The organism is Streptomyces sp. NPDC101118 (genome assembly GCF_044759445.1).
GTDB lineage: Bacteria > Actinomycetota > Actinomycetes > Streptomycetales > Streptomycetaceae > Streptomyces.
Window position 1 is genome coordinate 165,896 of record NZ_JBIVZG010000003.1, and the last position, 12,957, is coordinate 178,852.

The following is a 12,957-nucleotide window of genomic DNA, read 5'->3' on the forward strand; positions in this document are numbered from 1 at the left end:
TTTGGTGGGGGGGGGGGGGTGGGGTTTCTTGTTGTGGGGGGTGTGGGGGGGGGTTTTTTTGTCGTTCTCGGTGGGCGTGGCGGTGTTGGTGGGGGGGCCCGCGCCGCCCCCGGGGGGGCCGCGGCGCGCCCCCCCCGGCTCAGTCTCCGACACACCCAAACAATCGAAGGGCGATGACCGCTCGCGGGCTCGCCACATCTCAATGGAGTCCCTTTTGTCCATATTTGAACGCAGGTCTAGAGGTGAAGGGAGAGCTGGCCAGCGCTTCCACGCCCCCGGCCGCCGATCGCGCATACCGCTGATCGGTGCCCTGGCCCTGGCCCTTTCGGTGCCGGCCTCACTCACACCGCTGGCAGTCGCGGCCGAGCTGCCCGGTGCACCCAAGCTCCCGGAGCACAGGGCAAGTAAGGTCCACGCGATCACCACTCCGGGTGCCAAGGCCGCACGCGACCGGGTGGCGAAGGGCAAGGCTGAGAACAAGGTCCAGGCGGACCGTGCCCGCGCCGAGGCCCGCTCCACTTGGCCGGAGGCGCGGACGCTGACCCAGGACATCTCCTCCTCCCGCCCCGCAGGCCGGTCCATCGTCGACGTACGCCCGGCCCGCCAGGGCAAGGGCGTACCGTCCCTGCACTCTGCGGCCGGTACGGCCACCGTCAAGGTGCTCGACCAGAAGGCTGCCAAGAAGGCCGGCGTCACCGGCGTGCTCTTTTCCGTCGCCGCCCAGAAGCCCGGCCCGGCCACCGTGACGGTCGACTACGGTTCCTTCGCTTCCGCCGTCGGTGGTGCCTGGTCCACCCGGCTCGGTCTGGCCCGGCTGCCTTCCTGCGCGCTGACGACGCCGGAGAAGGCCGAATGCCGCCAGGCCACCGCGCTGCCGTCGGACAACAACCTCAAGACCGCCACACTGACCGGGACCGTGTCGGGCCTCTCGGCCGCATCCCGGGAATCCGCGGTCTTCGCCGTGATGGCGACCACCGCCACCTCAGGCAAGGGCGCGGGCGACTTCAAGGCCACGCCGCTCACCTCCTCCTCCACCTGGGAGGCCGGCGGTTCCTCAGGCGCGTTCACCTGGTCCTACCCGCTGCCCGTACCGCCGGCCGCGGCGGGGCCGGCCCCGTCGCTCTCCCTCTCCTACAACTCGGGGACGATCGACGGCCGGACCGCGAACACGAACAACCAGGGCTCCCTGGTGGGCGAGGGCTTCGACCTCAGCTCCTCCTACATCGAGCGCAAGTACGGCTCCTGCGACGACGACGGCCAGACCGACAAGCTCGACCTGTGCTGGAAGTACGACAACGCGTCCCTGGTGCTGAACGGCAAGGCCACCGAACTCGTCAAGGACGACGCCAGCGGCGAGTGGCGCCTCAAGGACGATGACGCCTCGCAGGTCACCCGCCTGACGGGAGCCGTCAACGGCACCGCTGGGGGCGAGTACTGGAAGGTCGTCACCGGCAACGGCACGACCTACACTTTCGGCCTGGACAAGCTGCCCGGCGCGGACACCCAGCGCACCAACTCCACCTGGACCGTCCCGGTCTTCGGCGATGACAACGGTGAGCCCGGCTACGACCAGGGCGCGACCTTCTCGGCCCGTGCCAAGGTGCAGGCTTGGCGCTGGAACCTGGACCTCGTCGAAGACGTGCACGGCAACGCCTCCACCTACTGGTACACCGCCGAGTCCAACTACTACGCCCAGAACGGCGACAAGACCGCACTGAAGGCGTACGTCCGGGGCGGCTACCCGACCGAGATCCGGTACGGCCAGCGCTCCGAGGCCCTGTTCACCGGCACGGCCTCGCACAAGGTCACCTTCAGCTACGGGGAGCGTTGCTTCGCCAGTAGCTGCGCCTCGCTGACCGAGACCACCAAGCAGAACTGGCCCGACGTACCCTTCGACTCGATCTGCTCCGAGACCGAGGCCGAATGCCGCGCCACCGGCCCGTCCTTCTTCACGCGCAAGCTGCTGAAGTCCGTGAAGACGTACGCGTGGTCCACCACGCTGGAGCCGGACGCCTACGCCTACATGGACTCCTTCGACCTCACGCAGGAGTACCTCGACGCCGGCGACATCGGTGACACCACCGACCAGACGCTGACCCTGAAGTCACTCAAGCGCACCGGCCGCTACGGCACGGACATCCCGCTGCCCGCGGTCGACTTCACGTACCACATGCGACCCAACCGGGTTGACGTCGACGGTGACGACGTCCTTCCGCTGAACCGTCCTCGCATCGACACCATCACCTCCGAGGCCGGTGCGATCACCACGGTGACCTACTCCGGTCAGGAGTGCGTCCGCGGCAGTGCCATGCCGGTCGCCGAGGACGACAACAACATGTCGTGCTACCCGGTTTACTGGCCCGTCAACGGCGGCGACCCGGAGCTCGACTGGTTCCACAAATACCGGGTGATCGCAGTCGGCACGGCCGACCCGGCCGGGCAGAACGAGCTCGTCGAGAACGCCTACGCGTACGAGAACCCGGGCTGGCACTACAACGACGACCCGTTCACGCCGGAGGACGAGCGCACCTGGTCCGCATGGCGCGGCTACGGCAAGGTCACCACGTACACGGGCGCCGTGGGCACCACCCGCTCGAAGACCGTCAAGGTCTTCATGCAGGGCATGCACGGCGACAAGCGCAAGGGCACGACGGCCACCCGGACAGCGGTCGTCACCGGCGTGGACCTGCCGGGGGTCTCCGTCCCTGACATCAACGACAACAACCAGTACGCCGGGTTTCTCCGCCAGGAGCTCACCTACGACGGCGCCACCCCCATCTCCTCGACGGTCAACCTCATCTGGTCCAAGATGACCGCCAGCCAGCAGAAGTCGTACGCCGACACCAAGGCGTACTTCCTCCGGGCGTCGAAGACCTACAAGTACACCTACCTCACCGCGTCCGACTCGTGGCGCAAGGTCCACACCGAAACCGCCTACGACGACTACGGCATGGCCTATCGCGTGACCAACGGGGGTGACTCGGCCAAGACCGGCGACGAGACCTGCACGCGCACCTGGTACGCGCGCAATGCCGCGAAGGGCCTGACCAGCCTGGTCTCGCGGACCCGCACAGTCGCGGAATCCTGCACGGACAGCGCCGGTGAGGTGATCACCGATGACCAGCTGACCCTGCCCACCTCCTCCACGAGCCGCGGGGACGTCCTGTCGGACACAGCCACCGTCTACGACGACGCCACGGTCACCGGCTGGATCCCCAACCAGGTCCCCACCCTGGGCCTGGCCACCTGGACGGGACGGGCGAAGGCCTACCCGGCGGCGAACGGCACCGCCGACCGCGACCCCGCCGAGACCACCGGCTGGCAGACGCTTTCCACCACGACCTACGACACGGCCACGGTGAAGCTGGGCCGCCCGCTCTCCGTGACCGACGCGGCCGGCAACGTCACGAGCACCAGCTACACCCCCGCCAACACGGGACCGCTGGCGTCGACCGTGGTCACCGCGCCGAAGCTGGCCTCGAACGGCCAGCAGCACAAGAGCTACTCGTACGTGGACCTGCGTGGTGCAGTGACGCGGTCGTTCGACGCCAACCTGAAGGAGACCACCAACACCTACGACTCGGTGGGACGCATCACGGCGACCTGGCTGCCCAACCGCAGCGTCGCCGCGGGCGACACCGCGAACGTCACCTACGCCTACTCGCTGGTGCGCGGCTCGCAGCCGTGGTCCTCGGTCTCCACGCTGAAGGCGGACGGTACGACCTACCGGACCGTCTACTCGGTCTTCGACGCGGCCCTGCGCCCGCTGCAGACCCAGACCCCCTCGCCCAACGGCGGCCGCATCCTGACCGACACCCGCTACGACTCGCGCGGCAAGGCCTACGAGATGTACGCCGACATCTGGGACAAGGACAAGGCGCCCGACGGCGTCTACGCCCGAGCCGAGTACGGCGGCGCCCCGTCCCAGACCCAGACGGTCTTCGACGGCGCAGGCCGGCCCACGACCACGACGTTCCTCGTCTTCGGCGTGCAGAAGCGGTCGACGACCACCAGCTACACCGGCGACTCGGTGGCCGCCACGGCCGTCCAGGGAGGCACCGCCTCGCGCGTCATCACCGACGCGCTCGGCCGCACGGCGGAGACCCGGACGTACAGCGGCACGACCCCGACCGACCCCGCCTTCGGCGGCACTGCTCCGGGTACACCGTTCACCAGCGTCGTCAACACATACACGCGGGACGGCAAGTCCGCGTCCATCACGGGGCCGGACGGGGCCAAGTGGACCTACACGTACGACCTCTTCGGCCGACAGGTGACGGCGGTGGACCCGGACAAGGGCACGGCGACGTCCACCTTCACCGCTCTGGACCAGCTGGCGACGACGAAGGACGGCCGGGGCACGACCATCGCCTACGGCTATGACGAGCTCGGCCGCAAGAGCGGTCTCTGGAAGACCTCCAAGACGGACGCGAACAAGCTCGCCGCCTGGACGTACGACACGGTCCTCAAGGGGTACCCCTCCGCCTCGACTCGTTACGAGGGCGGCGTGACCGGCAAGGCGTACACCAAGGAGGTCACCGCATACGACACCCTCAGCCGGGCGACCAAGAGCCGACTGACCATCCCCAGCGACGACGCCTTGGTGACGAGCGGAGCCATCGCGGCGACGACGGAGTACCAGACCGACTACCGGCTCGACGGCAGCCTCAGCTCCACCGTCACTCCGGCCGCGGGTGGGCTGCCCTCCGAGGCGCTCACCTACACGTACGACACCCACGGGCTGGCGCAGTCCCTGTCCGGCACCACCGACTACGTCCAGGATGTCTCGTACTCGCCCCTCGGCGAGGTCGAGCAGCTGACCCTGGCCCGCTCGGCCGCCGTCGGTGTCAGGAAGACCTTCCTCGGCTTCACGCGTGAGGAGGGCACCCGCCGGCTCCTGAACTCCACGGTCAGCGACCAGACGCATGCCGGGATGCTGCAGGACGTCACCTATGGCTACGACCAGGTCGGCAACGTCACGTCGATCATGGACGCGGCACCCCTGAGCGGAATCAGCAAGGCCGACTTCCAGTGCTTCGAGTACGACGGCCAGCGCCGTCTGACCGAGGCGTGGACGCCCAAGACGGCGAGTTGCGCCCTCGGCGGGCGCGACGCGTCCACCTTCGACGGCGCGGCCCCGTACTGGAAGACCTACGCCTACTCCGCCTCCGGCCAGCGCACGAAGGAGACCACGCACAACGCGACCAGCACGGTCGAGCGGAACTACTGCTACTCGGGCACGCGCCCGCACACCCTGGTGTCCACCACCACGGCGGCGAGCTGCACCGGCGTGGCGGACCAGTACGTGTACGACGCGGCCGGCAACACCACCAAGCGGGTGCAGGGGACCACGAGCACGACCGTCCACGACCTCGTCTGGTCGCCGGAGGGCAAGCTGGACATGCTCACCGAAGGCTCGATGTCGACGGACTACGTCTACGACGCCGACGGTGAGCTGCTGATCCGCCGCAACCCCGGCGGTGAGACGGTGCTCTACACCGGTGGCACGGAAGTGCACACCGAGGGCACGAAGAAGTGGGCCACCCGGAGCTACGCCCTGGCCGGGCTCACGGTCGCCGTCCGCAGCAACGAGTCGGGCACGTCCAAGACCTCCTTCCTCGCCTCCGACCACCACGGCACGTCCACGATCGCCGTCGACAGCGCCGACACCCAGGACGTCAGCAAGCGCTACACGACCCCGTTCGGCGCCTCCCGGGGCACCGCGGTCGGCACCTGGCCCGACGACAAGCGCTTCCTGGGCAAGCCTGCCGACGCCAGCACCGCGCTCACCCATATCGGGGCGCGCGAGTACGACCCGTACATCGGCCAGTTCATCAGCGTCGACCCGGTACTCGAAACGGACAAGCCGCAGACGCTGAACGGCTACAGCTACGGAATGCAGAACCCGCTGACGTTCTCCGACCCGACGGGAAGGGAGCTCGGGTCGCCGCCGAACTCGTGCCTCTACGATCTGGCGAACTGCTCCCCGGAGATCCAGAAGTCCGTCGGATACGACCCGAGCACGCGCGGCACCGGTTCCGGTGGCGGAGGCACGGGTGGTTCCGGAGGCACGGGCGGAACCGGTGGCACCGGCCGTGACACGTCCTGGGACCAGGGTGACGTCTACTACCCGCTGACCATGGAATGGAAGCCCGCCTTCCAGCCCGTCCCGTTCGCTCCCATCACCGAATCCTTCGGCATCATCGACGAGCACGAGGAGCGCAACCAGTGGCAGACCTCACGCGCGCTGTTCTTCGGGTGGCTCTGGGGCGGGGGCTACCCGCTCGGGCCGAAGCAGAAGTTCAGGGGCGGCGATGCCTTCACCAAGGTGCTGGCCGGTGACGAGACGATCGGCGAAGCGCGCGCGATGCTCCTGGGGCAAGCTCTGCGAAGCGGTATGGGGGCGCCCTATGCGAAGGCGACCTACAACTTCGGCTACAAGGACCGGGGGCCCGAACCAGGTGCTCCGTGGTACAAGATGAACACCGCGCGCGGAATCTACAACGATTTTTCGAGCGTGCTGACCAACGGAGGACTGGGTCACTCAAACATGGCCGATGCCTTCCTGGGAACGTATGCGGCGACCGCTCGGATCAAGAGCGTCGACCGGGCAAAGGGTGATGTTCGGATCGCATTCACAGTGCGGAACCTGAGTGACTGGAATTCAGCCACCCACACGATTCCCAGATCGTGGAATCCCTATTTCGAGAAGACTTTCGGTGCCGCCGTGTCACAGAATTTTGCCTGGGAGGAAAGGCTTCCGCTGAACAGCTGCGGTTGCTGGGTCGAATAGTCTGGTAAGCGGGAAAGTGGGGCGGCTGTCCGGCCGCCCCACTTATCCATGGCGTGTTGGGAGAAGGAATGCGAACGAGTCGTGTGCTGACGGTGGCCGTGGCAGCTCTGCTGCTCTCGTCATGCGGTGGAAGTGATGAAACCCGCAGCAGCGTCGGTGTCGACGCGATCGTCGGTGCCTGGGTTGCGAAATCGGGAGCCCGGTTCGAATTCACGGCGGGCCGAGAATTTAGATCCAATGGCCTCGAACTGGACGATTTCCTCGCTCCGGGGTGCCCTACTGGTCCCGCTTCCGGTACGTGGGGCTTCTACGTGGACGAGGGGAAGTCCGGAGGGCTGGTCGCGGTCTCCCCCCAGGCGCCCTCGGGGGACAGGATCGGAGTCGTCTTCGAGGAGATTCGGCAGGGAGACTGCAGCATCAGTCTCAGCGTCCTCAAGGGTGGCGCCGCCCTCTGCGTCTCGGTCGACCTCGACGAGGTCTGCACGTTTGAAGACAGGTTCTCGCGCGTCCGTCCGAAGTAGCTCCCGCACCTAGAGGTCCAGGACCAGGTGGTCGTCCTTGGCGCGGGAGACGCAGAGGAGCATCGAGTCCTCGCGTTCCCCGTCGGTGAGGAGTTCGTCGCGGTGGTCGACCTCGCCCGCGAGGACGCGGTGTTGGCAGGTGCCGCAGAAGCCCTGCTCGCAGGAGTACGGGGTGTTCGGGAGTTCCCTGCGGATCGCGGCCAGGGCCGTCGAGTCCGCGGGGACCTCGATCGTGCGGCCCGAGCGGTGGAGTTCCACCGTGAAGGGGCGTGCGTCCGCGGTGGCCGTGGTCGGGGCGAAGCGTTCCAGGTGGAGCGTGGCGGCCGGGGGGACGAGGGCCGTCACCGCGTCCATCAGGGGTTCCGGGCCGCAGCAGTAGACCGCCGTGCCCGGCGGCAGGGTGCGGACGAAGTCCAGGTCCAGGAGGCCCGCTTCGTCCTCCGGGGTCACCGTCACGCGGTCCCCGTACCCGGCCAGGTCCGCCAGGAACGGCATCGTGGCGCGGCTGCGGCCCCCGTAGTGCAGGTGCCAGTCCGTGCCCGCCGCGGTGGCCGCCCGGAGCATCGGGAGGACCGGGGTCAGGCCGATGCCGCCGGCGATGAAGACGTACCGGCCGGCCGGGACCAGTGGGAAGCGGTTGCGCGGGACGCGGAGCTCCAGTTCGGCGCCCTCCACGAGCTGCTCGTGGACCTCGCGCGAGCCGCCGCGGCCGTCCTCGACCAGCCGGGTGGCGAACTCGTACGCGCCCTGCTCGGCAGGGTCCCCGCAGAGGCTGTACTGCCGGACCAGGCCCGAGGGGAGGTGTACGTCGACGTGTGCGCCCGGCTCCCAGGAGGGGAGGTCCGGGGATTCGACGCGGATCCGGACCACGCCGTCGGCGACCACGTCCCGCCGCGTGATCAGCCCGTACAGCGGGCGGCGCGGCGAGTAGCCCGAGACCGGGTCCGCCAGGGCCGGCAGCGGCCACAGCGGGGACCGCTCGATGCGCGTGCGCAGGGCCCGCCTCACCACCAGCGCGGTGCCGGCCGCGAGGGCCAGCTTCAGGGCACGGGACACCTCACGCACCGCCGTTCGCGCCGGGCGACGAGGCCAGGTACGCGGCCGCCTGGGCCGTCGAGCCCTCCTGCGAGGGGTGGTACGCCTTCGACAGGTAGCGGGGTATGGACTTCAGCATCGCGGGGGTGGAGGGGAGCGTGCCCGCCCGGCCCGCCCGGTAGAACTGGCCGAAGGAGGCCTTGGCGTCCGTCAGCGTCGGGTCGTTCTCCATGAAGAACCGGGCCCCGCGCTGCCACAGGAACACCAGCGCGCCGAAGGCCGTGGCCCAGGTCCGCACCCGCCGCCGGTACCCGCCGTCCACGTGCATGAACAGCTCGAAGGCCACCGACCGGTGCTCCACCTCCTCCGCGCCGTGCCAGCGCAGCAGGTCCAGCATCACCGGGTCCGCGCCCCGCCGGTCCAGTTCGTCCGCGTTGAGCACCCAGTTGCCGAGGAAGGCGGTGTAGTGCTCGATGGCCGCGATCATCGCGACCCGTTCCATCAGCCACCAGTGCCGCGCCCTGCCCGGCGGCAGCGTGCGGTCCCCGAGGAGCTTCTCGAAGAGCCAGTCCACCTGGGCGGTGTACGGCGTCGGGTCGAGGCCCAGCCGCCGCAGGTGGGGGAGTACGTCGTCGTGGGCCTGGGAGTGCATCGCCTCCTGCCCGATGAAGCCGATCACGTCCTCGCGCAGCCGGTCGTCCCTGATGTGCGGCAGCACCTGCTTGTAGACGTGCACGAACCAGCGCTCGCCCGCCGGGAGCAGCAGGTGCAGCACGTTCATCGTGTGCGTCGAGAACGGGTCGCCGGGGAGCCAGTGGAGCGGGGTGTCCTCCCAGTCGAAGGACACCTGGCGCGCCTTGAGCTCCATGTGCTCGGACGCCACCGGGGCAGGCTGCGTATTAGACATGGCGTCAATGTACTGATGGGTAGAGCTTCTGCAATACCCCCTGCAAGCCAGTTGTTGCGGAAGGCCGCCTCCCGGGCAGCCCCGCACGCCCTACCGCAGCACCCCGGCCTTCGTCCCGTCCGCCAGCCGTCCGCTGAGCTCCACCTGCGCGCCCTCCTCGGCCGGCGCGGCGAGCCGGCTGCCCACGACGGTACGGTTCACCGCCCCGCCGACGGTCACCGAGGCGAACTGCCGGCTGCCGGCGGCCAGCACGTACCAGTTCCCGGCCCGCGACTTCCACAGCACACCCGCCAGCACTCGCGGCAGCCTCGGGCCGCACTCGGCCGCCCCCTCGCCGCGCGCCACCAGCGCCCCGACGCCGCCGCCCGGCGCCTGGAACTGCGCCAGCACCCGGTCCGCCGTGCCCCGCCAGGTGTCCGCCCGGGTGCACAGCCAGGCGGCGGTGCCGTTGCCCTCGGGCAGCTGCTGCTTCGCGTACGCCCAGGAGTTGACCGACCGGACGCCGTGCGCCCGTACGGCCGGGAGCAGACAGGCCGTACGGGCCCACTGACCCAGTTCCGTCGCGCCGGCCACATCCGTCGGCGCCTCCGGCGGGCCCGAGGTCAGCCGGGCCGGGATCAGCTCGCCCAGGTCTGTGACCAGGCGGGTGACGGAGCCGGAGCCCGACCCCGATCCGTCCCCGGAGCCCGCACCGGCGGCCGTGGCCGAGGTGAAGGCCAGTGCGTTCCACGAGACGCAGGAACGGTCCAGCGCAGGACCGGCGGAAGGCGCCGTCACCCCGTCCGTCAGCCGCAGCGGCGCCGGCTCGGCGGCGGGCTTCAGCAGGTCGCGCACCGCGGCCGAACGCACCCAGGGGGCCGTCAGGTACCGGACGTTGCCGTCCACCCGGCTCAGCACCAGGGCGTTCGCCGTCTCCGCGGAGGCCCCGTCGGCCCGCGCGAAGTCCAGGGCGGCGCCCGCGGTCCCGGCGCGCGGCTCGGCGTACCGCACGATGCGCAGCCCGTCGTACAGCAGCACCACCACGGCCTGGTCCACCTCGCCCGCGTACAGCAGCTGCGGGGGGCCCATCGCCGGGCCGGCCGGCGTACCCGGCGTCGCGGACACCCGTACGGCGGCGCCGGGCCGGGCCCACACGGCGAGCGCGCGCCGCAGCAGCTCGCGGTCGGCGGTCCGCCCGCCCCGCGCGGGCCAGACGGAGAAGTCGCTGCGGGAGGACGTGCGCCAGGCCTCCGCCCCGGCGAACGTCACCAGCGCCGGGTCCAGGGCCTGCTCGGCGGCGGCGTTCCGGGCGTACGGCGGGGCCGCCGCGCCGTCGGCGCCCCAGCCGCCGCCCGGCAGGGCGAGCAGCGTCCCGGCCACCAGGGCGGCGGCCGCCGCGGCGAGCGCGGTACGGGCGTGCCGGCGGCGCCGCAGCAGGTCGGTGGGCCGGGCCTGGAGCAGGCAGGGGTCGAACTCGGGGGAGTCCAGCAGCGGGTCGGACTCCGCGTCACCGGCCTGCGCGAGCGCCTCCGCCGGATCGGCCACCCCGGCCGCGGCCAGCACCCGGGCCACCTCGGCCTCCGGCAGGCCCTCCATGGCCCGCAGCACGTAGGCCGCGCGCCCGGCACCGGTCAGCGTGCCCAGCCACTGGTCCAGCGCCAGCTCCTCCGCGCCCCCGGCGCGCGGGAACAGCCGCAGCCCCCACACCTGGGGCAGGGCCGGCGGCAGCTGCGCCCGCTTGGGCCAGGCCCGCCGGCGCAGCGGCAGCCCGGCCTCCAGCGCGGCCCGCAGCACGCGCAGCCGGACGTAGGCGTACCCCGGATCACCGCCGGCCGCCCCCCTGCGCTGCGCGGGCAGCGCCCCGGTACGGGCCCGGGGGAGGGCGCGCTGCGCGAGGGCGTGCGCCGTGAGCACCCGGCGGTTGCGGCCGAGGCCGGGCGGCAGCACCAGGTAGGCGATGCGCACCAGCCGCGGGTAGTGCTCGACGATGGCGGCCTCGGCCCGGTCGAGGTCGACCTCGACGGCGGCTGAGGGGGGCGCGGGGCGGGTGGCGGTATCCGGATTGGGCACGTTCAGCAGAACGAGCGAATCGTCGGATGGTCACCGCCCCGGCACGGGCCTGCCCCGCCTGCCCGGACGGTCTGGGCCTCAGCCGGACAGCCGCGCCCGGATGGCCTCCACCGCCTCGTCGGAGACGCCCAGGCCCTCCCGTACGTACTTCTCCATCGACCCGTACCGCGTCGCGACCTCGTCCAGCGCCGCCCCCAGGTACGACGGCACCACGCCGATCAGCGCCAGCGCGATCTCGGGGTTGCCCCCGGACGCGGTGAAGCCCTCGATCATCGGGGCGAAGGCCTGCCGCACCGCCGGGTTCACGGAGAGGTACTCGGCCATCAGGGTCTCGTCGTCCGCGCCGAGCAGCGCCAGGACGACGGTCGCCGCCCAGCCCGTACGGTCCTTGCCCGCCGTGCAGTGGAAGAGCAGCGGGCCGGCCTCGGGGTCCGCCAGCTCGGTCAGCAGCGTGCGGTACGCGGCCTGGCCCGAGCCGGAGCTGACGAAGGAACGGTACGTCTGCTCGAACAGCCGCTCCGCGCGCCCGCCGCCCAGCTCCCGCTCCGCCACGGCCGGGTCCGCCAGCAGGTGCTTGAGCTGCGCCGCGGCCGGCATCTCGCCGGAGGTCACCTTGTCGGCCAGCACGTCGCCCACGAGCACCCGGACGCCCTCCGGCACCCGGTCGGGGTGGTCGGCGCGCTCGGCGTCCGTACGGAAGTCCAGCACCGTGCGCACGCCCAGGCCGGCGAACGCCGCGTCGGCCGACAGGTCCAGCCGGTCGAGCTGTCCCGAACGCAGGACGAGGCCCGGGCGCACGCTGCGCCCGCCGGGCAGCGGCGTGCCGCCGAGGTCGCGGACGTTGGCGACGGTGGTGGACGGTATGGCGGTCATCGGAGGGGCTCCAGGTCACTCGTAGGGCAGGGCACGGCACCCGCCACGATCGGCGAGGCTTTCATCCCGTTATGCGGGCTTTCATCAATGAACGTACGGGAGGTCGGCGGTCTCCGGCGACCGCCAGCCCGAGCCCGAGTGCCAGCGCCACCAGGTGCCCGGCGTCCGTGAAGGTGCGCTCCCGCCGCAGCAGCGGCCGCACCCCCAGGGCCAGCAGCCCCGCCCGCGCACCGGTCCGCACGGGCCCCCGCGGCAGTACGGACGTCAGCGCGCCCAGCACCGCGTAGAACCCGTAGCTGGTCCCCACGTCGACCGCACCCCGCACCTCGGGCCCGGCCCGCCGCGCGCGCAGCGCCCCGTACACGAGAGCCGTGGCACCCGCGTGCCCCAGCGCGAACACCCCGGCGGCCCACCAGGCCCCGTAGGCGTACTCGGCGTACCCGAGCACGGCGAGCAGCAGCAGCGCGTAGGGGAGCGGCATCGGCTCCTCGACCACGAACGCACTGCTGACCAGGGTGTCCCAGCGCCCGGCGGCGAGGTTGTCGACGTTGGTGGAGCAGGCCAGCAGCACCCGCCGCCGCACCCCGCCGTCCACCCGCGCGAGCGCGAGGGCACCGGCCTGCACGACCCCGGTGTACACGGGGGCGAGGAGTAAGGGAGTCATCCGGCCATGATCGCCTACCATCTCGGAACGGCGAGGGCCGGGGCGGCCGTACGAACACGGCGCCGCCGCGTCCCCCGCTGGGGGGAACTCGGCGGCGCCGCGGTGTGGCGATCAC

General features: G+C 71.1%; 6 protein-coding genes. 1 reads left to right on the forward strand and 5 read right to left on the reverse strand.

Annotation, left to right across the window (positions count from 1 at the left end; genetic code table 11):
• The first annotated feature begins 328 nt into the window (after nt 1–328).
• Nucleotides 329–6,793: an RHS repeat-associated core domain-containing protein gene (locus ACIQUQ_RS06730; RefSeq protein WP_403972093.1), complete on the forward strand. Its 6,465-nt coding sequence runs from the start codon at nt 329–331 to the stop codon at nt 6,791–6,793.
• 530 nt (nt 6,794–7,323) lie between these two features.
• On the opposite strand, the gene ACIQUQ_RS06735 is transcribed toward ACIQUQ_RS06730, so the two are convergent.
• The 5 genes from ACIQUQ_RS06735 to ACIQUQ_RS06755 all read right to left on the reverse strand — a co-directional run bounded on the left by ACIQUQ_RS06735 (nt 7,324) and on the right by ACIQUQ_RS06755 (nt 12,842).
• On the reverse strand, nt 7,324–8,370 hold the full coding sequence (locus ACIQUQ_RS06735; protein ID WP_403972095.1) for a PDR/VanB family oxidoreductase: 1,047 nt from the start codon (nt 8,368–8,370) through the stop codon (nt 7,324–7,326).
• 1 nt (nt 8,371) lies between these two features.
• A complete protein-coding gene (locus ACIQUQ_RS06740; RefSeq protein ID WP_403972097.1) occupies nt 8,372–9,256 on the reverse strand; it encodes a metal-dependent hydrolase in 885 nt (294 codons plus the stop codon).
• Between the two features lie 90 nt (nt 9,257–9,346).
• Nucleotides 9,347–11,305, reverse strand: a complete 1,959-nt coding sequence (locus tag ACIQUQ_RS06745; protein WP_403972099.1) for a hypothetical protein — start codon at nt 11,303–11,305, stop codon at nt 9,347–9,349.
• 78 nt (nt 11,306–11,383) lie between these two features.
• Nucleotides 11,384–12,178 (reverse strand): tyrosine-protein phosphatase, encoded by a 795-nt coding sequence (locus tag ACIQUQ_RS06750; protein WP_403972101.1) that lies wholly within the window; start codon nt 12,176–12,178, stop codon nt 11,384–11,386.
• Between the two features lie 61 nt (nt 12,179–12,239).
• Entirely contained in the window at nt 12,240–12,842 is a 603-nt protein-coding gene (locus tag ACIQUQ_RS06755) for a rhomboid-like protein (protein ID WP_403972103.1), read from the reverse strand.
• Nucleotides 12,843–12,957: the final 115 nt, after the last annotated feature.

Excerpts from the sequence above, each read along its gene's own strand:
- ACIQUQ_RS06750 (WP_403972101.1), bottom strand. The coding sequence starts at position 12,178 with ATGACCGCCATACCGTCCACCACCGTCGCCAACGTCCGCGACCTCGGC.
- ACIQUQ_RS06740 (WP_403972097.1), bottom strand. The coding sequence starts at position 9,256 with ATGTCTAATACGCAGCCTGCCCCGGTGGCGTCCGAGCACATGGAGCTC.
- ACIQUQ_RS06755 (WP_403972103.1), bottom strand. The coding sequence starts at position 12,842 with ATGACTCCCTTACTCCTCGCCCCCGTGTACACCGGGGTCGTGCAGGCC.